Here is a 22831-nt window from a genome sequence, read left to right on the forward strand (position 1 = left end):
GTTCACCCTTTCACCATGTAGCGCAGCGCGCGGGCCTGCAGGTAATTGGTCACGGCCAGCATGACGAAGGCGGCAAACAGCATGACCGAGGCAATCGCCGCCGATGCCGGATAGTCGTATTCCTCGAGCCGGATGAAGGCGAGGAGCGCCGTGATCTCGGTCGAGAAGGGCTGGTTGCCGGCGATGAAGATGATCGCGCCGAATTCGCCGAGGCTGCGGGCAAAGGCGAGCGATGTGCCGGCGAGCAGCGCCGGCGTCAGAAGCGGCAGGATCACGCGACGGAAGATGCTCCAGTCGCTGGAGCCCAGCGTCTGACCGGCCTCTTCCAGCGCCGGGTCGAGTTCTTCCAGCACCGGCTGCACCGTGCGCACGATGAAGGGCAGGCTGGTGAAGGCCATGGCGACCATGATGCCGAGAGGGGTATAGGCGACCTTGATGCCGATCTGACCGAGTGCCGAGCCGAACCAGCCGTTGGAGGCAAAGAGAGTCGTCAGCGAAATGCCGGCAACCGCCGTCGGCAGCGCAAAGGGCAGGTCGACGAGTGCATCGATGATGCGGCGTCCCGGGAAGCGATAGCGCACCAGCACCCAGGCGAGCGCCAGGCCGAACACGAGGTTGAACAGGGTCGCGACCAGCGCCGAGCCGACCGTCACGCCATAACTTGCCACCGCACGCTCGGAGGAGACGATGCGCCAGTAGTCTGATGGTCCGAGGCTCGCTGCCTTGAAGATCAGGGCGGCCAGCGGCAATAGGATGATGATCGCGGCATAGACCAGCGTGATCCCGAGGGACAGTCTGAAGCCGGGCAGTACGCGGCGTTTCAACGGCGTCGTCCTTTCACGAGAAAACCGGCGGATGATCCGCCGGTCCTGACATCAATCGAGCGCGGTCTTAGCGGCTGCCATAGATCCCATCAAGGATGCCGCCTTCGGCGAAATGCTCCTTGGAGACCTTGTCCCAGCCACCGAAGACATCCTCAACAGTCACGAGGCGGATCTCGGGGAACTGGTCCTTGTAGTCGGCAGAGACCTTTTCGTCATGCACGCGGTGACCGAAGTCGGCGGCAATCTTCTGACCTTCCGGCGAATAGAGGAAGTCCAGATACTTCTTCGAAAGCTCCTGGCTGCCCTTGGCATCGGCGACCTTGTCGACGATGGCGACCGGGAATTCGGCGAGCAGGCTGACCGACGGCACGACCTGCTGATACTTGTCTTCGCCATACTGCCTGGCGATCGACTTGGTCTCGGCTTCGAAGGTGATGATGACGTCACCGATCTCGCGCTCGACGAAAGTGGTCGTCGCGGCGCGGCCACCGGTGTCGAAAACCGGCACGTTGTCGAAGATCTTGTCGACGAATTCCGTCACCTTGGCCTCGTCGCCGGCAAACTTCTCTTTCGCGTAAGCGGTCGCCGCCAGATAGGTGTAGCGGGCATTGCCCGAGGTCTTCGGGTTGGGGAAGATCACCTGGACATCGTCACGGGCGAGATCGTCCCAGTCCTTGATGTTCTTCGGGTTGCCGGCGCGCACCAGGAAGGACGGGAAGGAGTAGAAAGGCGAGGCGTTGTTGGGGAATTCCGACTGCCAGCCTTCGTTGATGAAGCCGTTCTTGGCGAGGAATTCGACGTCGGTCACCTGGTTGAAGGTCACCACATCGGCTTCCAGACCTTCGACGATGGCGCGGGCCTGCTTGGAGGTGCCGCCATGCGACTGATCGATGGTCACGCCCGGATTGGCCTTGATGAAGGCCTCGTTCTGGGCGGCGAAGATTTCGCGGGCGATGTCGTAGGAGGCGTTCAGCAGCTTGTCAGCGGCGCTGGCCGAAACCGGCAGGGACAGGGCGACGATGGCTGCGCTCAGGAGGAGGAGGCGTTTCATGAACTTTTCAGTCTCCGGTATGCGGGGGATGGGAATGTGACCCGCAAACTAGAGGGTCGGCCCGCCTCTTCCGAGGAATGGCCGACCAATGATCACCCCGAGGGGCAAATATCTTTCCGCCTGATGATGCCGGACGGGAATGGGAATCAGCGCGTGGGAACCGGCACTTCGCCGCGATAGTCGTAGAAGCCGCGGCCGGACTTGCGCCCGAGCCAGCCGGCCTCGACATATTTGACCAGCAGCGGGCAGGGGCGATACTTCGAGTCCGACAGGCCCTCATGCAGCACCTGCATGATCGAAAGACACGTGTCGAGACCGATGAAGTCTGCGAGCTGCAGCGGCCCCATCGGGTGGTTGGCGCCGAGCTTCATCGCCGTGTCGATCGCCTCGACGGAGCCCACGCCCTCATACAACGTGTAGATCGCCTCGTTGATCATCGGCAGCAGGATGCGGTTGACGATGAAGGCCGGGAAGTCTTCCGCCACCGTGATCGTCTTGTCGAGCGAGGAGACGAACTCCTTCGCCGTCTTGAAAGTCGTCTCGTCGGTCGCGATGCCGCGCACCAGCTCGACCAGCTTCATCACCGGGACCGGGTTCATGAAATGGATGCCCATGAAGCGTTCCGGCCGGTCGGTGGCCGAGGCAAGCCGGGTGATCGAGAGCGAGGAGGTGTTGGTGGCAATCAGCGCCTCGGGCTTCAAGACCGGGCACAGCGTCGCAAAGATCTTGCGCTTGACAGTTTCGTCTTCGGTCGCCGCTTCGATGACGAGGTCGGCCGGGGCGAGGTCGTTGACATCGGCAGAGCCGGAAATCAGGGCGAGCGCGTCCTTGCGCTGCTCGTCGGTGATCTTGCCGTTGGTCACCTGGCGGGCGAGATTGCCGTTGATGGTGGCGAGCCCTGCCTCGATCCGCTCCTTGGAGAGGTCGTACATCGTGACCTTGTAGCCGGCGGCGGCGGAGACCTGCGCGATGCCGCAGCCCATCTGGCCGGCACCCACGACACCCACATTGCTGATCTTGTCCGTCATCGTCTCGCTCCTCACCCGTTCTCGTCTTCACTCAAGAAGATGGCACCGACAAAAATGCCGGACCCGCTCATCACGGACCCGGCTGATTGATAGACCGCAAACCGGTCTTTGACCAGTCCTTTCGCAGCTGCGAGATGGCGCTCAGAGCGCCTTCTCGAGCTCCGGCAGGGCCTCGAAAATGTCGGCGACGAGGCCGTAATCGGCGACCTGGAAGATCGGCGCTTCCTCGTCCTTGTTGATCGCGACGATGACCTTCGAGTCCTTCATGCCGGCGAGGTGCTGGATCGCACCGGAGATGCCGCAGGCGATGTAGAGCTGCGGGGCGACGACCTTACCGGTCTGGCCGACCTGCCAGTCGTTCGGCGCGTAGCCGGCATCGACGGCCGCGCGCGAGGCACCAACGGCAGCACCGAGCTTGTCGGCCACGGGCAGGATCACTTCCTGGAACTTCTCCGAGGAGCCGAGCGCGCGGCCACCGGAGATGATGATCTTGGCAGACGCCAGTTCCGGGCGGTCGGACGAGGACAGCGCGTCGGAGACGTGGCTGGAAACGCCGGGATTTGCGGCAGCAGCAACCGTCTCGACAGCAGCCGAACCACCTTCGCCAGCAGCAGCGAAGGAAGCGGTACGCACCGTGATGACCTTCTTGGCATCGGTCGACTGCACGGTCTGGATGGCGTTGCCGGCATAGATCGGACGCTTGAAGGTGTCCGCCGAAACCACCTCGATGATTTCCGAGACCTGCATCACGTCGAGCAGGGCTGCAACCCGGGGTGCGACGTTCTTGCCGACCGAAGTCGCGGCCGCGATGATCGTGTCGTAGGAGCCAGCGAGCGAGACGATGAGAGCCGCCAGCGGCTCTGCCAGGTTGTTGGCGAGCGAGGCGTCGTCGGCGAGCAGCACCTTGGAGACGCCGGAAAGCTTGGCAGCGGCATCGGCGGCAGCCTTGGCGCCGGAGCCGGCGACCAGCACATGCACATCACCACCGATCTGGGTCGCCGCCGTCAGGGCCTTGGCGGTCTGTTCGGAGACGGTCGCGTTGTCGTGTTCTGCGAGAAGAAGAATAGCCATTTTATGTTTCTCCTGTCCGTTCCGCTTACAATACGCCGGCTTCGTTCTTGAGCTTGTCAACCAGCTCGGCCACCGTCTTCACCTTGATGCCCGCCTTGCGGCCACCCGGCTCCTCGGTCTTCAGAACCTTCAGGCGCGGAGCAACGTCGACGCCGAAGTCGGCCGGAGCCTTCTTGTCGAGCGGCTTCTTCTTGGCCTTCATGATGTTCGGCAGCGAGGCATAACGGGGCTCGTTGAGGCGCAGGTCGGTGGTGACGATCGCCGGGAGCTTGACGTCGATGGTCTGCAGACCGCCGTCGACTTCGCGGGTCACGGTTGCCTTGTCGGCGCCGAGTTCGAGCTTGGAGGCAAACGTCGCCTGACCCCAGCCGAGGAGCGCTGCCAGCATCTGGCCGGTCTGGTTCGAATCGTCGTCGATCGCCTGCTTGCCGACGATGACGAGGCCCGGAGCTTCGGCTTCCACCACGCCCTTCAGGAGCTTGGCAACGGCGAGCGGCTCGACGGTTTCATCTGTCTCGATCAGGATGCCGCGATCGGCGCCCATGGCAAGGGCGGTGCGCAGTGTCTCTTCAGCCTTGGCCGGGCCGATCGAAACGACGACCACTTCCTCAGCCTTGCCGGCTTCCTTCAGACGCAGTGCCTCCTCGACGGAGATCTCGTCGAAGGGGTTCATGGACATCTTGACGTTGGCGAGCTCGACGCCGGAACCATCTGGCTTGACGCGGATCTTGACGTTGTAATCCACAACCCGCTTGACTGGGACGAGTATCTTCATGGGTTCCTCTCTTCAAATCTTCCGCCGGAAAATGCGCTCACATGCGCTCCGCCGTTTGTCGATTGGCGACATCGATACGCATTTTTTCCCCAAACACAACGATCGATGCCGTTTGGCCGACAGCAATAATTGACGTTGACGTCCACGTCAACCAGTGCGGTCCGCGACCTCTTGTCATCGTCCCCAATGGGTGACCTTGCGAACCGGTTGCTGCGCCGGCCTTTCCCGCGTGTTTGCGGTGGCCGGCACGTCTCCCTCCGATGCGGACGTTGAAGATCGTTGTCCCCAGGGACCAACGGTCGCGACATCCACGGAGGGTGCGGCATGCCGGACGGCCTTGGGCGTCACGATCGCGCGATCGAAGAGCGGCACGCCCGGACGTCGCAAAAAGAGCACCAGGACCGCCCCGACGATGATGCCGCCGACATGGGCGCCCCAGGAGACATTGCTCTCGCCGTCGATCACCAGCATGACGAATTGCTGCCCGACCCAGAAGAGAAGCCGAATGAAGGCCGGCAGCGGCAGGGGAAAGCGCATGAAGACCAGCACCCAGACACGCACCTTCGGATGCAGCATCAAATAGGCGGCCACCACGCCCGAGACCGCGCCGGACGCCCCGATCAGCGGCGCCTGGCTCGTCGGCAGCACCAGGCCATGCAACAGCGCACCGGCTGCGGCGCAGGCGAGGTAGAACAGCAGAAACTTGAAGTGCCCCATGGCATCCTCGACATTGTCGCCGAAGACCCAGAGGAAAAGCATGTTGGAGCCCAGATGCAGCCAGCTCCCATGCAGGAAGGAGTAGGTGATGTAGGTCGCGCCTTCCGGCACCAGCACCAGCGACGGATCGAGCGTCGCCCCGCCCAGGAGGATCGCCGGGATGAAGCCGAGGCCATAGACCCCCAGCTCATAAGCGGCATCCGGCATCACGCTCGCCAGCGTATAGGTGATCACATTCGCTGCAATCAGCCCCAGCGTCACATATTGCTTGCGAATGTGCTTGAGCGCGTTTCGGTCATGCAGGGGAATGAACATCGCGCCTCGTCGGTTCGCCGGAATGGGGTCGGAGGATGCTAGCGCAGCTTGGGGGATGGGGACAGGGGGAAAGGTGCGTGCGGCGGCTCCCCCCTCTCCCCTTGTGGAGAGGTTACAAAATCGAAGGCTTAGCCCGATCAGGGCTAAACTTCAGATTTTGTTGGTGAGGGGATCGGTTCGGCTGGTGCTGACATTACCGAGCCCTCCCCCTCGCGAAATCTCAAGGTTTGGCCGGGCATGCCGAGGCTTGTGACTGGATCCTCGGGTCAAGCCCGAGGATGACGGAGTGTGAGGGGAGCTACAGGTATCCTCCGCCACCGTTTCGATCGCACAACGCTCGAGGAGAATACCTTCTCCCGCGCGAGAGGTCGTCATCCTCGGGCTTGACCCGAGGATCCAAATACAAGCCCGCCAATAGATGGCTGCCGCCCTTGCCGCCTCTGCCCCTCATCCGCCTGCCGGCACCTTCTCCCCGCAGGCGGGGAGAAGGCCACGACGGCCAACGCTTGCGCCCCCCTCTCCCCGCCTGCGGGGAGAGGGTAGGGTGAGGGGCAAAGCCACGCATTCGAAGCCAACTTCCGAAAAAAAGGGGGACGTCCCGCAGCGATTCCTCAACAAAATCAAACGCACACACATTTTTTCATCCCCGCCCATTTCCACCCTCTTATCCTAATCCCCGTCCCGCCCTCGGATACACCTGACGATGCGGTGTCAGGCGAGGCGGGGCCGGCGCCGGGATGGAGGGTTGTCGCAGATCCAAAATCCCGGCCCGCTGCAACGGTCTCCCTCCGGACGAGGGGCTGGTAACGAAGGTGATGGGGTCGGATGCTCTCGTCACCGGATACCCCGATCGGAAGGACGTGCCTTAGAGGCACACAGACAAGGCGCCCACGCCGTCGCGAACATCACCAGACGGCGGGGCGACAAAGACGGCGGGGATGAGGGCCGAGGTCGAAAATGACCGAGAGCCGCATCCCCCGGGCGAGGGGCCGGTCGGTATGGTGCACCATCCGCCGGGAACCTCCCGGGCCACCGGCCAGGCTCTGGCAGACATTCCGCAAGGAGGCCTCTGCCAAAGCCGGACCCGCGCCCGGTCGAACGTCGGACGGATCGAAGGATCGTCACGACGCCCGTCGCCGCCTTGCCAGAGAGACGCATGCAGCCGGAATAGACGCCGAACGAGGCGCCGGAAGGAGCCACATACATACTTAGACAGGTTGCTTCTGGCGCCTCGTCCGAGACAAGTTCGACCCACCCGGAGGGAGATGATCCCGACCGGCGGCGAAGCTTGGGTTTCTTGACAGTTCGGTGTCACCTCCCCCCGATGTGGGGGAGGACGGAAAATCGAAGGCTTAGGCGAGCGCAAGCCGCCTAAACTTCAGATTTTCCTGGTGAGGGGATCCGTGCTGCGGGCACGGGATAACCGACCCCCTCACTTGCGATTTCAGATGTTTAGGCGGCTTGCGCTCGCCTAATTCATCGAAATCGCTTTCTCCCCCACCAAGGGAGGAGATGGGAACCCGCCACCACAACCGATCCCCTCACCAACAAAATCTGAGGTTTAGCCCTGATCGGGCCAAGCCCTCGATTTTGTAACCTCGCCCACAAGGGGAGAGATAGCCCTCCGCCTACCTATTCTTCCCCGGCACCCACAGAATATCCGCCCGACCGCCGTCATTCGCATGCCGTGCGGCAACGAAGAGAAAATCCGACAGCCGGTTCACGTATTTCAGCGCCGGTTCGCCGACCTCCTCGCCATCGAAGCGGGAGAGTTCGACCATGATGCGCTCGGCGCGCCGCGCCGTGGTGCGGGCGAGGTGCAGGTAGGCGGCCGCCGGCGTGCCGCCCGGAAGGATGAACGATTTCAACGGGTCGAGGTCGGCATTCAGCTGGTCGATTTCCTTTTCGATCCGGTCAACCTGCGCCTCGATGACGCGCAGCGGCTCGTAGGAGAGAACCTCGCCGGTTTCCGGTGCGGCGAGATCCGCGCCGAGGTCGAAGAGGTCGTTCTGGATGCGCATCAGCATGGCGTCGAGCTCGGGCATCTCGCCCGTATGGAGCCGTGCAATGCCGATCGCCGAATTGGTTTCGTCGATCGTGCCATAGGCGTCGACACGCAGATCGTGCTTCAGCCGGCGCGGGCCGGTGACCAGAGCCGTGGTGCCGTCATCGCCGGTGCGGGTGTAGATCTTGTTGAGCTTGACCATGAGTTCAGCGGCCTCCGCCGGTCAGCCAAAGTGTGAGCATGATCAGCGCAATCGCGATCGCCTGCAGCACGATACGGGCCTGCATCAGCTTGTTGGAGGTATTGCCGTCGCCGCCCTTCATCATGTTGATGAGGCCTCTCAGGAGGACGAGGGCGACAAGCCCCATGACGATGATGGCGAGGACATAGGTGAATGTGGACATAACGTGGGATGAGCCTTTGTTCGTCGCCGGTCAGTCCAGCGAACGCATCAGTCGATAGAAGAGGTCGGCCGGCAGCCAGCGCTTGATCAGGGCCCCCTGCTTGGCCGGCTTGGTCACGAGATAATGTGGGCGGGCGCGCTTGGCGGTCAAGGCATGGGTCAGGACTTTGTAGACGGCATCAGGCCCCAGTTTGTGGCGGTTTACCGGGCCTGTGCCATCGAGTCGCGCCAGCTGGCGGCGATAGTCCTCGGCATGAACAGAGTTTTCCAGATCGATGGCCCGGCGAATATGCATGAGGGCATTGGCGGTGAAGCGGCTTTCGATCGGCCCGGGCTCGATCAGGCTCACCTGCACGCCGGAGCCTTCGAGCTCCATCCTGAGCGTCAGCGACAGGCCTTCCAGCGCGAATTTCGAGGCGGTATAGGCGCCGCGCCAGCGATAGGGCACGATGCCGAGGATCGAGGAGCATTGCACGATGCGGCCTTCGCCTTGCGTCCGCATGGCCGGAATGACCCGACGGGTGAGGTCGTGCCAGCCGAAGAGATTGGTCTCGAACTGCTCCCTCAGCGCCTCCGTCGGCAGATCCTCCACCGCGCCTGCCTGGCCATAGGCGCCGTTGTTGAAGAGCGCGTCGAGCCGGCCGCCGGTGCGCTCGAAGACGGTCGAAACGAGGGCTTCGATGCTGGCGGGATCGGTGTAATCCATGATCAGCGCTTCGATGCCCTTGGCTTCGAGCGGCCCGAGGTCTTCCGGCTTGCGGACCGTTGCAAAGACCCGCCAGCCATCGCGCTGCAAGGCTTCGGCGCAATAGGCGCCGATACCGGAGGAACAGCCGGTAACGATGATGCTCTTCACAGGGAAAACCTCGTTCTTCCTTTGCAAACCGCGACGGGTTTCCCATATTCGGCCGCAGCCCGCAATCGTCCTTAGTGGTCCGAAGGAGACCGGATGCAGACTTCCCTGCGCATGCTCTACAAGGTGGTGTTCGATGCCTTGTGGCATTTTTCCGAGGATGACGGCTGGGCCATGGCGAGCCATGTGGCGCTTTCCGCGCTGCTCGCGGTCTTCCCGTTCCTGATCTTCGGCACGACGCTTGCGAGTTTTCTCGGTGCGGATCAGTTTGCCGAGACGGCGGTGCATCTGATCTTCGACACCTGGCCGGAGACCATCGCAAAGCCCCTGTCGGATCAGGTCGTGCAGGTGCTGACCATTCCGCGCGGCGGGCTTCTGACGATCTCGGTTCTGGCGGCCGCCTATTTCGCCTCCAACGGGGTCGAGGCGCTGCGGATCTCGTTGAACCGCGCCTATCGCGTGGCCGAAACGCGGCCATGGTACGTGACCCGCCTCGTCAGCTTCGGCTTCGTACTCGGCGCCGTCGTGGTGCTCGCGGCGATCAGCGCGCTGCTCGTTGCCGTGCCCGTGGCGCTCGCCTTTGCCGAACGCTATTTCCCGCTGCTCGAAAACTTCCTCGCCATCATCGCCAACTGGCGCATCTATGGCACCGTGCTGTTCCTCGTCGTCGGGCTGGTCGTCTTCCACCTGGGGCTCCCGGCCGGGCGTCGGCGGCTGGTCGATGTGCTGCCGGGCGTGCTCTTAACGCTGGCCCTCTGGCTGGTCGGGGCGCTGCTCTTTGCCTACTACCTCTCCTCGTTTGCCAATTATGCCGCCACCTATGCCGGCCTCGCCTCCATCATGGTCGTATTGGTCTTCCTCTACATGGTCGGCGCGATCTTCATCATCGGGGCCGAATTCAATGCGGCGCTGATGAAGTTCCGGGTGGTTCCGGTGAAGGGTGCACCCGCCGGGATCTCAAATCCCGACCATGGCGCGGATATCTGAAGGCGTCTTGCCCTCTGCCCTCAGTGCTGAGAGCGCCGTATCGCCGAGGCTTTTCGACAGCTTGCGGCCATCCGGCCCCGGGATCAGCCGGTGGTGGTGGTAGACGGGAGCGGTCAGACCCAGAAGCTCCTGCAGCAGGCGGTGCACCGCGGTGGCGTGAAAGAGATCGAGGCCGCGCACGACATGGGTCACGCCCTGGGCTGCATCGTCGACGGTGACGGCGAGGTGGTAGCTCGAGGGCGCGTCGGAGCGCCACAGCACGACATCGCCCCAGGCGGCAGGGTCCGCCTCGATCTCGCCCTTGTGCCCGTCGCCCGTTTCCTGCCAGGTGAGCGGCTTTCCAACGAGGCTCAGCGCCTTTTCCATGTCGAGCCGCCAGGCATGGCGATCGATGGTGGCCAGCTTTCTCTCCCGCTCTGCTGCCGACAGTTCGCGCTCTTCGGTCGGATAAAGCGGCGCGCCATCGGGGTCGCGGGGCCAAAGGCCGCCTTCACGTTCAAAGGCAGAGACGCGGGCCTTCACCTCGCCGCGGGTCAGAAAAGCGGGATAGACCAGGCCCATCGCCTTCAACCGGTCGAGCGCCTCGCGATAGAGGGGAAAATGTTCGGATTGCCGCCGCACGGGGCGCTCAAAGGGGATGCCGAGCCAGGTGAGATCCTCGATGACGGCCCGTTCGAGTTCGGGCGTGCACCGGGTGAGGTCGATATCTTCGATGCGCAGCAGCAGGCGGCCGCCTTGTTTTCTGGCCATGTCGGCATTGAGGAGGGCCGAGAGGGCATGGCCGAGATGCAGCCGGCCGTTGGGGCTCGGCGCGAAACGAAAGACGGGGGCAGTCTTGCCGGCGGTTTGACGATCGCGTTCGGTCATGCTTTTCCTTCGCATGAGAGTGGAATGAGGAAAAGGGGACAGGGTTGACGACGATCCGATGCGAGGACGATCTCGCTGCGGGGCTTTCCCTTCTGCTCGACCGCGATCCCAGGCTCTGTCCGATCGCCGAGGTCTGCCAGCCGCTGCCGCTTCGGCTTTCCGCTCCGGGCTTTGCGGGGCTTGCCTCGATCATCGTTTCGCAGATGGTGTCGCGGGCGAGTGCCGATGCGATCTGGCGGCGCATGACGGCGGTGCTGGGCAATCGGCCGCTGGCGGAGGATTATCTCGCGCTCGGACCGGAACTGATCGGCACCTTCGGTCTCTCGCGCGGCAAGGCGCAGGCGCTGGAAGCAGCCGCCAAGGCCGATCTCGGCGGTCCGTTCCGGCTCGACGAACTGGCGGAGATGCCGGCCGAAACGGCGATGGCGGCCCTGACCGGCCTGAAAGGTGTCGGCCCCTGGACAGCTGAGGTTTATCTGATGTTCTGCGGCGGCCACCCGGATATTTTTCCCGTGGGAGACGTGGCGCTGAGGATCTCGGTGGGCGACGTGTTCTTCGCCGGCGAGCGACCCGCACCCGATGTCGTCGCCGAACTCGCACAGGCCTGGGCGCCGGTCCGATCGGTCGCGGCGCGCCTCTTCTGGGCGCATTATGCGCGGATCACCGGACGTGTCGCGCTGCCCCGATGAGCCCGCGCCGAGAGGTCGCAATGCGGCTCAAAGATTCAGGCTTCACAATGCTGTAACAACGGACCTAATATAGAAGGGCAGATGCCGAATCGCTCAGGAGTACGCCTTGACGATTGCAGTTTCTCCCCAGGCCCTGCCGGCGCTCGTCCTGAATGCCGACTACCGGCCACTGAGTTATTATCCCTTGTCGCTCTGGTCCTGGCAGGACGCGATCAAGGCGGTCTTCCTCGACCGTGTGAACATCATCGCCGAGTATGATCATTCCGTCTGCTCGCCGAGCTTTACGATGCGGCTGCCGAGCGTGGTCAGCCTCAAGACCTATGTTCAGCCGACCCGGAACCCGGCCTTCACCCGCTTCAATGTCTTCCTGCGCGACAAGTTCGAGTGCCAGTATTGCGGTTCGCCCGAAGACCTGACCTTCGACCACGTCATCCCGCGTGCCCATGGCGGCGAGACGACCTGGGAGAATGTCGTGGCGGCCTGCTCGCCGTGCAATCTGCGCAAGGGATCGAAACTCCCGAAGCAGGCCGGCATGCACCCGCACCAGACGCCGTATCGGCCGACCGTCCAGGACCTGCACAACAACGGCCGGCTCTTCCCGCCGAACTACCTGCATGAAAGCTGGATGGACTATCTTTACTGGGATACCGAACTGCAGCCCTAAGGCCTGCATTCGACCCGGAGAGGCGGCGCTGTTGCGCCGCCCTGGCCTGCCTCAGTTAGCCGGCTTGCGGAAGACGCCCCAGAGCGCCAGGGCTGCAAGGGCCGCACTGGTCAGCACGTTCCAGCCTGCGAACGACAAGCCCAGCACCCGAAGCGTCGCCTCGGTGCAGGAAGGCGCCTTGGTGGCGTTCAAGGCTTCCAGCACATTGACCGGGGTATCGCCGCCCGTGGCGCCGATGGTGCAGCTGGCGGGACCTTCCCAGAAGCCCCATTCGACGCCCGAATGGTAGATGCCGAGGCCCATGCCCGTCAGCATCAGCAGTGCGATCGCCACCAGCAGGACCTTGGTAACGACGGGCGGCAGGCGGAAGACGGCAGACAGGATGGCCAAGGCGCCGACGCCGATGCCGATGTAATAGGGATTGCGCTGCATCAGGCAGAGCGCGCAGGGTACGTAGCCACCGATATGTTCGAAGCCGAGCGCCGAGCCGACGACCAGCGCCATGCCGAAGGTTAGGAGAGCGGCGAGGGCTGCGTCGGACTTGAAGGGAGAGAGAAGGGAATTCATCTGCGACACTCTCAGAGCACGAATTTGACGAGATAGAAGCCGCCGATCAGCAGCACCATGAAGAGGGTGAAAAGAAGGCCGAGATATTTCTCGATGAAGAGCCGAATGGGCTCGCCATATAGCTTCAGCAGGAAGGCAACGAGGAAGAAGCGGAAGGCGCGGCCGATGATGCTGACGACGGTGAAGACGATGAAATTGAGGCCGGTGGCACCGGAGAAGATCGTCAGCACCTTGTAGGGGAAGGGCGTGATGGCGGCGAAGAGGACGCCCCAGCCACCCCAGCTGTTGTACCAGCCGGCCACCTGCTCGAAGGCATCCTCCTTGCCGTAGAAGGCGAGGATCGGCCGTCCGATCGCTTCGAAGAGGAACATGCCGATGGCGTACCCCAGGAATGCGCCAAGAACGGATGCCGCCGTGCAGATGAGAGCCAGCTTGAACCAGTCGCTGCGGCGCCTGATCACCATCGGGATGAGCAGGACATCCGGGGGGATCGGAAAGAAGGAGCTTTCGATGAAGGAGACGCCGGCGAGGGCCCGATCGGCATGCCGGGTGCCGGCAAGGGACATCGTCCAGTCGTAGATGCGGCGAAGCATTGAGTGTTCCGTTCTGCAAGTTCTGCTGCGTTCTAGGAGCCTCGTTGCCCGGTGTAAATGGCGGGGCAGCTTCTGCCTGCTGCAATCGCTTGGGTTTGTGTGATGTCACCGCGAAAAAGGCGTTGACCGTCACACCCTGCCTCGTATAGTCCGGCGCAGTCCAACCGACGCTCATGTGCCCCATTGGCGGAACTGGTAGACGCGCTCGACTCAAAATCGAGTTCCGAAAGGAGTGCTGGTTCGATTCCGGCATGGGGCACCACCATCCCAAAGAGGCAGACGCGATGAGCACTTCCGGCAAGATCCGTATCCCCCAGCCCGTCAAGCAGGTGGTCGTGGATGCGGCGCTTTTGCCGAAGGCCGTGGCGAAGCCCGTCGCGACCAAGGGCAAGCGCAAGGCTAAGGCCGCGGCGCCCGTCCTTGCAACTCCGGTGGCGGCAGCAGACGGCAAGGCCAAGGTGAATATCGTGGCACCCGTCGCGCCGCAGGTCGCGGCCATGCGCCAGAAGCTAAAGCAGCAGTCGGTCCAGTCGCAGATCGCGCGTATCGATGCAGCCATCGAGGCCGGCACCGTTTCGGCGGCGGATGCCAAGGCGCTGGTCCTCGCGCTCGCGCTCAAGCGCCTTGGATCGAAAGAGGTGGCCGAGAAGTGGTATCGCAGCCATCGTCTCGAGAATTTCGGTGGCCGCACTCCGGCCCAGATGGTGCGCGGTGGCGAGTTGAAGGCACTTGTCGCCCTGATGCGTGCGGAAGCGGCGCAGAAAAAGGCCTGACCGATAGCCGGTCTCGCCCTCTCGTGTGAGCCTGATCGATCGCGTCTCCCTTGCGACATCATGCAAGCAGGCGTCGTGACGCAACATTTCCCCCCCGTTCATGCTGATTTCAGCCTTTTGTTGTGCATCTGCGAGATGAATGTTAGCAGAGACAGCATGACGATCCGGAACCTCAGCCATGCTGCTTGAGCCGCGCGATACTTTCGAGGCACTTCGCCGGGATTTCCGATGGGATATTCCTGCCGACTTCAACATCGGACGCGTGGTCTCCGACGAATGGGCAGCCAAGGCGCCGGATCAGGTCTGCCTCCAGCATTTCTCTCCCGACGGCCAACACCTCTCGATGACCTATCGGGAGCTTGCCGCGCAATCCTCCGCGCTGGCGCATGCGCTGACCGATCTCCATGTTCTGGTCGGTGACCGCGTCGCGCTGCTCCTGCCGCAGAGCTTCGAAACCGTCGTCGCGCATGTCGCGATCTACAAGATGGGCGCGATTGCGCTTCCGCTGGCGCTGCTGTTCGGCGAAGAGGCGCTCGAATACCGGCTGCGGGATGCCGGCGCCAAGGTGATCGTGACCAACAGCTTCGGTCTTCAGCGCCTGAAGACGATCAAGGCGAGGCTGCCGGCGCTGGAGACGGTGATTTCGATCGACGGGCCCGGGCCTGACGTCATGGGCTTCCACGCGCTGATCGATGGGCGGCCCACCCATTTCGAGATCGCCGAAAGCGGTCCCGATACGCCGGCGCTGATGATCTACACCTCGGGAACAACAGGGCCGCCCAAGGGCGCGCTGCATGGGCATCGGGTGCTTGCCGGCCATATCCCCGGCTTCCAGCTGGCGCATGACTATTTGCCGCAGCCTGGCGACAAGGTCTGGACTCCGTCCGACTGGGCCTGGGCGGGTGGGCTTCTGAATGCCCTTCTGCCGGCCCTGATGCTCGGCGTTCCGGTCGTGTCCTCGCCGGCGCAGAAGTTCGACCCGCATATGGCCTTCCGGATCATGTCGGAGATGAAGGTGCGCAATGCCTTCATTCCGCCGACGGCCCTTCGGCTCCTGAAGGTCGTGGAGGCGCCGCGCGAGGCTCATGATCTTGTGCTGCGCAGCATCGGCTCGGCGGGCGAATCCCTAGGTCGCGAGACCTATGAATGGGTGAAGTCGGTGCTCGGCATCGTGCCGAATGAATTTTATGGCCAGACGGAATGCAATTTCGTGCTCTCCTCGGCCGCCCATCTCGGCGTGACCAAGGGTGGCTTCATCGGCAAGGCGGTGCCGGGCCACGAGGTCGCGATCATCGACGGCGACGGACAGGAAGTGCCGGTCGGCGAAACGGGGCAGGTGGCGATCCGGCGTCCGGACCCGGTGATGTTCCTGGGCTACTGGAACAACGAGAAGGCAACGGCGGACAAGTTCGTCAGCGACTGGATGAAGACGGGTGACCTTGGTCGGCAGGACGAGGACGGCTATGTGCAGTTCTTCGGCCGTGACGACGATGTGATTACCTCGTCCGGCTATCGCATTGGCCCCGCGGAAATCGAGGATTGCCTGATCGGGCACCCCGCAGTGCGGCTGGCCGCCGTCATCGGCAAGCCGGACGCCTTGCGGACGGAAATCGTCAAGGCATTCGTCGTGCTGCAAGACGGCTTTGCCGGCAATCCGGCCCTTGCTGCCGAGATCCGCGACTGGGTGAAGAACAGGCTCTCGATGCACGAATATCCGCGCGAGATCGAGTTTGTGGGCGAGCTTCCGCTGACGACGAGCGGCAAGGTGATCCGCCGGCTGCTGCGGGATCAGGAAATCGCCAAGGCCAGCTGAAACGGCAGAGTGACCGCTCTGCCCGTCGCGCGCTCAGTTGCCGAGGCGGCGGTTCAGAACCTTGTCGCGCAGGATGCGGGCGATGTTGCGGGTGTTCCGATACATGTGCAGCTGCGCGCCGACCTGGCGGACGTCGCGGTCCGCGTTCGGCTTCAAGCCGATCACCAGCGTGCCCATGGCTTCGCGCTCCTGCCAAAAGCGGCTCATGATCGGATGGTCCGGCACGGCGCAGCTGTCGGTGCGCACGATGTTGGCGTCGTCGAGATGCCATTCGGTGAGATCGGCCATCAGGAGCTTGCCCGGCGAGAAGCGGGCATAGGTCTCGTCGAAAGCCGTCTTCCAGGTATAGGCCTCGCCAGCCATGATGAAGACCACCATGGACGCGATGGCCCGGCCGTCAAGATCGAGCGTGTGGATGCGCACGGCGTCGGCTTCGGCGAGATTGGTGATCGCCTCGCGGGCGAAGGCGGCGCGCAGGCGGTCGTTGACCATGGCGGAGCGCTTGCGCCCCTTCCAGCCGCTTGCTTCCAGGGCCAGGAACTCTTCCATTCGGACGCGGATCTCGTCCGGCTGGCGGGCGACGTTGTAGGTGACCGAACCATGCTCGGAGAGCAGGCGGAACTGGCGGCGCATCTCGCGCAGATGGTTCTTGTTCAGAGCCGCCTGCAGGTAGTTCGGGCCATCCTCGAAGCTCTGCAGCATGGGCCGCTGGAATTCGTTGGTGACGGTGAGCGGCAGGTCGCGGGCAAGCGCGACGGCACGGGCAAGCTGGGCGAAGCGGCCTTCGAGGCGAAGGTCGGGGATGACCAGCAGGCCGGGAAGGCGCGCTTCCGGTCTTGCGAGCGCTTCGAGCAGGTTGTCGATGGTTTCGGCGGCACCTTCGGCATCGACGAGCGGGGTGCCGAGCGGGCCGAAGGGGTTGGCCCAGACGCGGATGATTGAGGGGCCGACGGAGAAGCCGGGCTTTTCGACCGAGAAGGGGAAGAGCAGGCGCAGACGCGAGCGGCGCTCGTCCTCGTCGCGGATGACGGCGAAGCGAACCTGACGCTCTTCCAGGCGCGGCATGGCGGGTGCCAGGAAACGCGGCGCGAAGAAGACGTTGGCCTCCATCACGCGGTAGGTCAGGTATTCGAGCTCGTCCTGAAGCTCGTAGCCCATCTGGCTGGGATAGACGCTGAGCCGCCGTCCGGGGCGGCCGACCGAGACTTCCAGATCGGCGACGGGGGCCGTGGGGCCGCCTGCGAGGCTGCCAACCAGACGGTTGGCGTCGCTGTTCATGCTCTCGTTGTAGATGCGATCGCTCATGGGTGGACGGCCTCCGGGCGGGGCGTCAGGGCATGCGGCGTGGCAAGCGCGAAGACGGTGATGCCGAGTGCGCGGCGGACGGCCAGGTGCAGAAGGAGCGCCTCGACGCTCATGGCCGTCGCAGTTGCGGTGGCGGCGCCTGCCAGACCCCAGGCGGGGATCAGCGTGATGTTGAGGCCGATATTGCAGGCGAGCGCCACGGCGTAGACGGCGACACAGAGCTGCTGGCGGCCGGCCATGGTGAGCAGCATTTCGGCGGGACCGACAAGGGCCTTGGCCATGTTGCCGGCAAAGAGGATGACCATCAGGACATAGCCTGCCGTGAAGGCGGAGCCGAAGAGGCCGAGCAGCAGTTCGCCGAGCATCAGCACGATGGCGCCGACAACAAGCGACGCCCAGAAGCTCCAGCGGGCCGCGGTGACGGCAAAGCTTGCGAGGCCCTGGCGGTCGTTCTCGGCGATCAGGCCGGAAAAGCGCGGCGTGGCGCCGGCCTTGACGGCGAAGAAGACGAACTGGACGAGCGCCATGGTCTTTGCCGCGGCGAAGTAGACGGCCACCTGGTCCGGCGGCAGGTAGAAGCCGACGACGATGACATCCGAATTGGTGAGCAGGAAGCCGAAGCCTTCGATGAAGAAGATCGGCAGGGCGACCTTGATCCAGGCGGAGAAGTCGATCCGGCGGCTGCCCTTGGCAAAGCGGTTGATCAGGCGGCGATCGACCATCAGGAACTGGCCGAGCGAGGTGACATAGGTCGCGGCGAGGGCTGCCTGCATGGCGGTGACGGCGGTTGCGGGCGCGCCAGCTGCGACCGCGCCCAGCATGAAGATCAGGATCAGGCTGGGGCGGACGATATAGGTCGGGCTCAGGCCGAGGATTGCCCAGCGGTTGGCGCGGGCCGTGCCGTCCAGCACATCGCCGAGGGCGATCATCGGGAGGGCGAAGACGGCGAGGAAGAGGGGCACGAGGTAATAGTGCTCGATGCTGTCGCCGAAGAGATGCAGGGCCGAAATGCCTGTGAGAGCCAGGATGCTGGCGCTGGTCATGGCAAAGAGGCGCGCCGTGGAGGTGAGGCCACGGATTTCGGCTTCGGCACGCTCGAGGTCATATTGCGGCAGGAAGCGGATGACGGCGGTGTGGAAGCCGAGGCAGGAGAAGTTGCCGGCCAGCACCACGAGCACCCAGACGAAAACGAAGATGCCGTATTCGAACTCGCCCATCAGGCGGGCCTGGATGATCTGCGAAACGAAGGCGATGCCGGCGCTGACCACGCGGATGGCAAAGGCGGTCGCAGCCATGCGCTGGGCGCGGGCCGTCTCGTCTTCGGCACGGAGCGCACGGACCAGACGCTGGCCCGCGGGCAACCATTTTTCCGCTGTCTCCAGAACAGTCATCGGTACGGACGCAATACTTCTCGCTGGATCGGGTGTGGGCTCCAGTGATGACAGATCAGGGTTAACGAAGTGTGGTGATGCCGCTTTGCGGACGGCTGTCGTCCAGGGATTTGCGGCTCATCGGCAGGCCGTTGAAGAGGAAGAGCGCAAGCGGCGAGAGGCGGATCAGGCGGTGTGCTGCATAGGAGAGGACGAGGGTCACCAGGCAGATCAGGAGGAATTCCAGGAGCGGTGGCCAGTGGACCAGGAGCCCGATCGTGGCGAGGCCGTAGATGATCGGATGATGCAGGAGGTAGATCGTGAAGGAGGCGTCGACGATCCGGTCGACGCGGGCATCCGGCCGGTTCCAGAAGCGTTCGGCAATGCCGATGACGACAAGGCTGAGAAGGATGGCGGCGGCACCGTCGACGGCGTTGTAAAGCGCCTCGATCTCGGAAGCGCCGCGCCCGCGCAGGAGGGATGCCAGAACGGCTGTGGTGATGGCAATTGTCGGGAGTTGCCAGCCTTTCTGCCAGACGAAGGCTTTCCGGATGGCCGGTGCGCTTCTCAGGGTCGCGCCGACCAGGAAGAAGGGCAGGTAACGCAGATAGGGGTCGATGCCGTGGGCGAGGAGATAGGGCAGCGTGCCGGGCAGCGAGAGGATGGCCTGATGGGAGAGGTGGACGCTGACTTCCCAACCCGCGATCGCAAAGGCGAGGGCCGAGAGGCTCATTAAGGGATGGGCGACAGCGTGGCGATGGATGCGTGCCACCAGGCTCGCCAAGGGTGGCCGGTGAAGGGGTCGCCATGCCAATGCCAGCAGGATGCTGTAGGCCATCAGCGCGGGCAGGAACCAGAGGTGCATGATCCAGCTGAAGCCCGGATGGAGCACGTCTGAGACGGCGCGATCAAGCGCTGTCGGGAGTGGCGTGGTGCCCGTCATCGCGCCGTTGAGGTCGATCAGCGCGATCTGGAGCGGGGCAAGCAGAACGAGGCCGGTCAGGAAGGGGACACCGAGACGGGTCAGGCGGCCACGCAGCCAAAGCACGGGCGGCCGCTTCTCCAGCATCATCACCGCGAAATAGCCGGCGACCATGAAGAAGGCGGGCATGCGGAAGGTGACGAGAAAGCCGCTGAGGAAAGTGAGGATCTCGCTCTTGTCGGGCGACTGGATATCCCAGAGGACGCGTGCATTGTAGGCCATGGCGGCGTGGTAGGGGATGCCGAGAAGCATCAGGAACGCGCGCAGCGAATCCCACTGATGCTCCCGTGCTGAACCAGCCGACATTCCGACCTCCAAAGGAAAAGGGGAACCGGGCCGGGCGGCGCGGTTCCCCTCATCATCGGAGACTACAGGCGAAATGTTGAGAAAGCCTCAAACCGGAGGGCCTGGGGATCAGGCCTCGAGCGCGCCGTGGCAGTGCTTGTACTTCTTGCCGGAGCCGCAGGGGCAGGGCTCGTTGCGGCCGACGGTGCCCCAGGACTTCGGATCCTGCGGATCGCGATCGCTGGCAGGGACGGCCGAGCCTTCGCCGACATCGTCCTCGCCGGTCGTGGCGTCGATGTGATGGGCCTGCATCGGCGGCGGGGTCGGTGCCGGCGGGGCTTCCCGTACCAGTTCGACGCGCGACATCTGCATGGTCACGGCGTCGCGCAGGTTTGCGAGCAGGGCCTGGAAGAGTTCGAAGGCTTCGGCCTTGTATTCCTGCAGCGGGTCGCGCTGGGCGTAGCCACGGAAACCGACGACGGAACGCAGGTGGTCTAGGTTGACGATGTGCTCGCGCCAGAGGTTGTCGATGGTCTGCAGAACGACGGAGCGCTCGACATAGGCCATCAGCTCGGGGCCGAAGCGTTCCGACTTCTCCGCATAGGCCTTGTCGGCGGCTTCCATGATGCGGTTGTAGATGTCGTCCTCAGCGATGCCTTCTTCCGCCGCCCAGGCATCGACCGGCAGGTCGAGGTTGAGGGTGGTCGCGACCTTCTGCTTGAGGCCGGCGACATCCCACTGCTCGGCATAGGCGTTCGGGGGAACGTGGATGCCCACCATGGTCTCGATGACTTCATGGCGCATGTCGGTGACGGTCGCGGATACGTCTGCGGCGTCCATCAGTTCGATGCGCTGTTCGAAGATGACCTTGCGCTGGTCGTTGATGACGTCGTCGTATTTCAGAAGGTTTTTGCGGATGTCGAAGTTGCGGGCTTCGACCTTCTTCTGGGCGCGTTCGAGCGCCTTGTTGATCCAGGGATGGACGATGGCTTCGCCTTCCTTCAGGCCCAGCTTCTGCAGCATTCCGTCCATGCGGTCGGAGCCGAAGATGCGCATCAGGTCGTCCTGGAGGGACAGGTAGAACTTCGAACGGCCGGGGTCGCCCTGACGGCCGGAACGGCCGCGCAGCTGGTTGTCGATGCGGCGGCTTTCGTGGCGTTCGGTGGCAATCACATAGAGACCGCCGGCTTCGAGCGCCTTCTGCTTCAGGGATGCGATTTCCGCCTTGATGGCTTCGGCCTTGGCGTCGCGTTCCGGACCCGGCTCCATCTCGGCCAGTTCGTGCTCGAGGCGCATTTCGAGGTTGCCGCCGAGCTGGATGTCGGTACCGCGGCCGGCCATGTTGGTCGCGATCGTCACGGCGCCGGGGACGCCGGCCTGGGACACGATATAGGCTTCCTGCTCGTGGTAGCGGGCGTTCAGGACCTTGAAGTCCTTGAAGCCGGACTGGCTCAGCATGTTGGCGAGCAGTTCCGACTTCTCGATCGAGGTGGTGCCGACGAGAACCGGCTGGTTGCGCTCGCTGGCGGCCTTGATCTCCTCGATGATCGCCTTGAACTTCTCTTCGAAGGTCCGGTAGACCTCGTCGTCCTCGTCGATACGCTTGATCGGCAGGTTGGTTGGGACTTCAACGACTTCCAGACCGTAGATGTTGCCGAATTCTTCCGCTTCGGTCGCCGCCGTACCGGTCATGCCGGCCAGCTTCTTGTACATGCGGAAGTAGTTCTGGAAGGTGATCGAGGCGAGCGTCTGGTTCTCGGGCTGGATCTGGACCTTTTCCTTGGCTTCGAGCGCCTGGTGCTGGCCTTCCGAGTAACGGCGGCCCGGCATCATGCGGCCGGTGAACTCGTCGATGATGACGATCTCGCCGTTGCGGACGATGTAGTCCTTGTCGCGCTGGAAGAGCTTGTGGGCCTTCAGCGCATTGTTGATGTGGTGGACGATTGCAACGTTTTCGACGTCGTAGAGGCTTTCACCCTTCAGGAGACCGGCTTCCCGCAGCAGGTTTTCGAGCTTTTCGGTGCCGACTTCCGAGAAGTTGGCCGAGCGCTGCTTCTCGTCGATTTCGTAGTCTTCTTCCGACAGAAGCGGGATGAAGGCGTCGATCGTGTTGTAGAGTTCAGAGCGGTCATCGAGCGGACCGGAGATGATCAGCGGCGTGCGGGCTTCGTCGACGAGGATTGAGTCCACTTCGTCGACGATCGCGAAGTTATGGCCGCGCTGCACCATCTGGGCGCGCTCGTATTTCATGTTGTCGCGCAGATAGTCGAAGCCGAGTTCGTTGTTCGTCGCGTAGGTGATGTCGCAGGCATAGGCCGCACGACGCTCGTCGTCGGAGAGGCCGTGGACGATGACGCCCGTGGTCAGGCCGAGAAAGCCGTACATCTTCGACATGGTGGCGGCGTCGCGGCGGGCGAGATAGTCGTTGACGGTCACGACATGCACGCCCTTGCCGGCGAGCGCGTTGAGGTAGACGGCCAGCGTCGCGACCAGCGTCTTGCCTTCGCCCGTCTTCATTTCGGCGATGGAATTGTCGTTGAGGATCATGCCGCCGATCAGCTGTACGTCAAAAGGACGCATGCCGAGCGCACGACGGGCACCTTCGCGGGCGACGGCGAAAGCCGGGACGAGGATGTCATCGAGGGTCTTGCCAGCGGCGAGCTGTGCCTTGAATTCTTCGGTCTTGGCGGCAAGTTCGGCATCCGACAGCGCCTTCATCTTTTCTTCGAGGGCGCCGATCGCCGCAACACGCGGTCCATAGGAGCGCACCCGACGCTCGTTCGACGAGCCGAAGATTTTGCGCGCAAGTCCACCAAGACTGACCATATCGATGGTCCTTTCTGACCTTCGTCATATCGTTGACGTACCTTCCGGACCACCATTAGCGCGGTCGA

The 22831-nt window shown here is 63.5% G+C and carries 21 protein-coding genes and 1 tRNA gene; 6 read left to right on the plus strand and 16 right to left on the minus strand.

Annotation, left to right across the window (positions count from 1 at the left end; genetic code table 11):
* Positions 1 to 2: 2 nt before the first annotated feature.
* From cysT to FAA86_RS08155, 9 genes are all read right to left on the minus strand, one after another.
* Positions 3 to 824: a sulfate ABC transporter permease subunit CysT gene (gene cysT, locus FAA86_RS08115; protein WP_136539617.1), complete on the minus strand. Its 822-nt coding sequence runs from the start codon at positions 822 to 824 to the stop codon at positions 3 to 5.
* 67 nt (positions 825 to 891) lie between these two features.
* Entirely contained in the window at positions 892 to 1875 is a 984-nt protein-coding gene (cysP, locus tag FAA86_RS08120; RefSeq protein ID WP_136539619.1) for a thiosulfate ABC transporter substrate-binding protein CysP, read from the minus strand.
* 146 nt (positions 1876 to 2021) lie between these two features.
* Complete coding sequence (locus FAA86_RS08125) at positions 2022 to 2903, minus strand: 3-hydroxybutyryl-CoA dehydrogenase (RefSeq protein WP_136539621.1); 882 nt, start codon at positions 2901 to 2903, stop codon at positions 2022 to 2024.
* Between the two features lie 141 nt (positions 2904 to 3044).
* A complete protein-coding gene (locus FAA86_RS08130) occupies positions 3045 to 3974 on the minus strand; it encodes an electron transfer flavoprotein subunit alpha/FixB family protein (protein ID WP_136539623.1) in 930 nt (309 codons plus the stop codon).
* A 25-nt stretch (positions 3975 to 3999) separates the two neighbouring features.
* On the minus strand, positions 4000 to 4749 hold the full coding sequence (locus FAA86_RS08135; protein ID WP_136539625.1) for an electron transfer flavoprotein subunit beta/FixA family protein: 750 nt from the start codon (positions 4747 to 4749) through the stop codon (positions 4000 to 4002).
* Positions 4750 to 4923: 174 nt separating this feature from the next.
* Positions 4924 to 5781 carry a rhomboid family intramembrane serine protease gene (locus FAA86_RS08140; RefSeq protein ID WP_136539627.1) on the minus strand — a complete coding sequence of 286 codons (858 nt, stop codon included), beginning with the start codon at positions 5779 to 5781 and terminating at the stop codon, positions 4924 to 4926.
* Between the two features lie 1628 nt (positions 5782 to 7409).
* Complete coding sequence (locus FAA86_RS08145; protein ID WP_113462110.1) at positions 7410 to 7988, minus strand: cob(I)yrinic acid a,c-diamide adenosyltransferase; 579 nt, start codon at positions 7986 to 7988, stop codon at positions 7410 to 7412.
* A 4-nt stretch (positions 7989 to 7992) separates the two neighbouring features.
* Positions 7993 to 8190 carry a twin transmembrane helix small protein gene (locus FAA86_RS08150; RefSeq protein WP_113462111.1) on the minus strand — a complete coding sequence of 66 codons (198 nt, stop codon included), beginning with the start codon at positions 8188 to 8190 and terminating at the stop codon, positions 7993 to 7995.
* Positions 8191 to 8220: 30 nt separating this feature from the next.
* Entirely contained in the window at positions 8221 to 9045 is an 825-nt protein-coding gene (locus FAA86_RS08155) for an SDR family oxidoreductase (RefSeq protein ID WP_136539629.1), read from the minus strand.
* A 93-nt stretch (positions 9046 to 9138) separates the two neighbouring features.
* Here FAA86_RS08155 and FAA86_RS08160 point away from each other — a divergent pair, with 93 nt between their 5' ends.
* The gene (locus FAA86_RS08160; RefSeq protein ID WP_136539631.1) at positions 9139 to 10029 is read left to right on the plus strand and encodes a YihY/virulence factor BrkB family protein; all 891 of its coding nucleotides are present in this window, start codon (positions 9139 to 9141) and stop codon (positions 10027 to 10029) included.
* On the opposite strand, the gene gluQRS is transcribed toward FAA86_RS08160, so the two are convergent.
* On the minus strand, positions 10000 to 10896 hold the full coding sequence (gene gluQRS, locus FAA86_RS08165; protein ID WP_136539633.1) for a tRNA glutamyl-Q(34) synthetase GluQRS: 897 nt from the start codon (positions 10894 to 10896) through the stop codon (positions 10000 to 10002). The genes FAA86_RS08160 and gluQRS overlap by 30 nt on opposite strands.
* A gap of 44 nt (positions 10897 to 10940) precedes the next feature.
* Here gluQRS and FAA86_RS08170 point away from each other — a divergent pair, with 44 nt between their 5' ends.
* Both FAA86_RS08170 and FAA86_RS08175 read left to right on the plus strand, forming a co-directional pair.
* A complete protein-coding gene (locus FAA86_RS08170) occupies positions 10941 to 11585 on the plus strand; it encodes a DNA-3-methyladenine glycosylase family protein (RefSeq protein WP_113462115.1) in 645 nt (214 codons plus the stop codon).
* 106 nt (positions 11586 to 11691) lie between these two features.
* Positions 11692 to 12249, plus strand: coding sequence for an HNH endonuclease (locus FAA86_RS08175; RefSeq protein WP_113462116.1), 558 nt, complete (start codon positions 11692 to 11694; stop codon positions 12247 to 12249).
* Between the two features lie 51 nt (positions 12250 to 12300).
* Here FAA86_RS08175 and FAA86_RS08180 read toward each other — a convergent pair whose 3' ends face one another.
* Together FAA86_RS08180 and FAA86_RS08185 are read right to left on the minus strand one after the other, a co-directional pair.
* On the minus strand, positions 12301 to 12816 hold the full coding sequence (locus FAA86_RS08180; RefSeq protein ID WP_136539635.1) for a disulfide bond formation protein B: 516 nt from the start codon (positions 12814 to 12816) through the stop codon (positions 12301 to 12303).
* 11 nt (positions 12817 to 12827) lie between these two features.
* Positions 12828 to 13409, minus strand: a complete 582-nt coding sequence (locus tag FAA86_RS08185; protein ID WP_113462118.1) for a YqaA family protein — start codon at positions 13407 to 13409, stop codon at positions 12828 to 12830.
* Between the two features lie 177 nt (positions 13410 to 13586).
* Between FAA86_RS08185 and FAA86_RS08190 the strand changes: the two genes are divergently transcribed.
* From FAA86_RS08190 to FAA86_RS08200, 3 genes are all read left to right on the plus strand, one after another.
* Positions 13587 to 13671: transfer RNA gene (locus FAA86_RS08190), tRNA-Leu, on the plus strand.
* A gap of 22 nt (positions 13672 to 13693) precedes the next feature.
* Positions 13694 to 14182 (plus strand): hypothetical protein, encoded by a 489-nt coding sequence (locus FAA86_RS08195; RefSeq protein WP_136539637.1) that lies wholly within the window; start codon positions 13694 to 13696, stop codon positions 14180 to 14182.
* Positions 14183 to 14360: 178 nt separating this feature from the next.
* On the plus strand, positions 14361 to 15995 hold the full coding sequence (locus tag FAA86_RS08200; protein ID WP_136539639.1) for an AMP-binding protein: 1635 nt from the start codon (positions 14361 to 14363) through the stop codon (positions 15993 to 15995).
* Between the two features lie 33 nt (positions 15996 to 16028).
* On the opposite strand, the gene FAA86_RS08205 is transcribed toward FAA86_RS08200, so the two are convergent.
* The 4 genes from FAA86_RS08205 to secA all read right to left on the minus strand — a co-directional run bounded on the left by FAA86_RS08205 (position 16029) and on the right by secA (position 22763).
* Entirely contained in the window at positions 16029 to 17300 is a 1272-nt protein-coding gene (locus FAA86_RS08205) for a GNAT family N-acetyltransferase (RefSeq protein ID WP_136539641.1), read from the minus strand.
* The gene (locus FAA86_RS08210; RefSeq protein WP_136539643.1) at positions 17297 to 18691 is read right to left on the minus strand and encodes a lipopolysaccharide biosynthesis protein; all 1395 of its coding nucleotides are present in this window, start codon (positions 18689 to 18691) and stop codon (positions 17297 to 17299) included. The genes FAA86_RS08205 and FAA86_RS08210 overlap by 4 nt, the downstream gene beginning before the upstream one ends.
* Positions 18692 to 18752: 61 nt before the next feature.
* Positions 18753 to 19958 (minus strand): acyltransferase family protein, encoded by a 1206-nt coding sequence (locus tag FAA86_RS08215; protein WP_136539645.1) that lies wholly within the window; start codon positions 19956 to 19958, stop codon positions 18753 to 18755.
* A 108-nt stretch (positions 19959 to 20066) separates the two neighbouring features.
* Positions 20067 to 22763, minus strand: coding sequence for a preprotein translocase subunit SecA (secA, locus tag FAA86_RS08220; RefSeq protein WP_136539647.1), 2697 nt, complete (start codon positions 22761 to 22763; stop codon positions 20067 to 20069).
* Positions 22764 to 22831 lie beyond the last annotated feature (68 nt).

Source organism: Rhizobium rosettiformans W3, from assembly GCF_004912135.1.
In the GTDB taxonomy this organism is placed as follows: Bacteria; Pseudomonadota; Alphaproteobacteria; order Rhizobiales; family Rhizobiaceae; genus Allorhizobium; species Allorhizobium rosettiformans.

Excerpts from the sequence above, each read along its gene's own strand:
- FAA86_RS08215 (WP_136539645.1), bottom strand. The coding sequence starts at position 19,958 with ATGTCGGCTGGTTCAGCACGGGAGCATCAGTGGGATTCGCTGCGCGCG.
- FAA86_RS08135 (WP_136539625.1), bottom strand. The coding sequence starts at position 4,749 with ATGAAGATACTCGTCCCAGTCAAGCGGGTTGTGGATTACAACGTCAAG.
- FAA86_RS08125 (WP_136539621.1), bottom strand. The coding sequence starts at position 2,903 with ATGACGGACAAGATCAGCAATGTGGGTGTCGTGGGTGCCGGCCAGATG.
- cysP (WP_136539619.1), bottom strand. The coding sequence starts at position 1,875 with ATGAAACGCCTCCTCCTCCTGAGCGCAGCCATCGTCGCCCTGTCCCTG.
- FAA86_RS08205 (WP_136539641.1), bottom strand. The coding sequence starts at position 17,300 with ATGAGCGATCGCATCTACAACGAGAGCATGAACAGCGACGCCAACCGT.
- FAA86_RS08150 (WP_113462111.1), bottom strand. The coding sequence starts at position 8,190 with ATGTCCACATTCACCTATGTCCTCGCCATCATCGTCATGGGGCTTGTC.
- gluQRS (WP_136539633.1), bottom strand. The coding sequence starts at position 10,896 with ATGACCGAACGCGATCGTCAAACCGCCGGCAAGACTGCCCCCGTCTTT.
- FAA86_RS08185 (WP_113462118.1), bottom strand. The coding sequence starts at position 13,409 with ATGCTTCGCCGCATCTACGACTGGACGATGTCCCTTGCCGGCACCCGG.
- FAA86_RS08180 (WP_136539635.1), bottom strand. The coding sequence starts at position 12,816 with ATGAATTCCCTTCTCTCTCCCTTCAAGTCCGACGCAGCCCTCGCCGCT.
- FAA86_RS08195 (WP_136539637.1), top strand. The coding sequence starts at position 13,694 with ATGAGCACTTCCGGCAAGATCCGTATCCCCCAGCCCGTCAAGCAGGTG.
- FAA86_RS08140 (WP_136539627.1), bottom strand. The coding sequence starts at position 5,781 with ATGTTCATTCCCCTGCATGACCGAAACGCGCTCAAGCACATTCGCAAG.
- FAA86_RS08200 (WP_136539639.1), top strand. The coding sequence starts at position 14,361 with ATGCTGCTTGAGCCGCGCGATACTTTCGAGGCACTTCGCCGGGATTTC.
- FAA86_RS08160 (WP_136539631.1), top strand. The coding sequence starts at position 9,139 with ATGCAGACTTCCCTGCGCATGCTCTACAAGGTGGTGTTCGATGCCTTG.
- FAA86_RS08210 (WP_136539643.1), bottom strand. The coding sequence starts at position 18,691 with ATGACTGTTCTGGAGACAGCGGAAAAATGGTTGCCCGCGGGCCAGCGT.
- secA (WP_136539647.1), bottom strand. The coding sequence starts at position 22,763 with ATGGTCAGTCTTGGTGGACTTGCGCGCAAAATCTTCGGCTCGTCGAAC.
- FAA86_RS08145 (WP_113462110.1), bottom strand. The coding sequence starts at position 7,988 with ATGGTCAAGCTCAACAAGATCTACACCCGCACCGGCGATGACGGCACC.
- FAA86_RS08130 (WP_136539623.1), bottom strand. The coding sequence starts at position 3,974 with ATGGCTATTCTTCTTCTCGCAGAACACGACAACGCGACCGTCTCCGAA.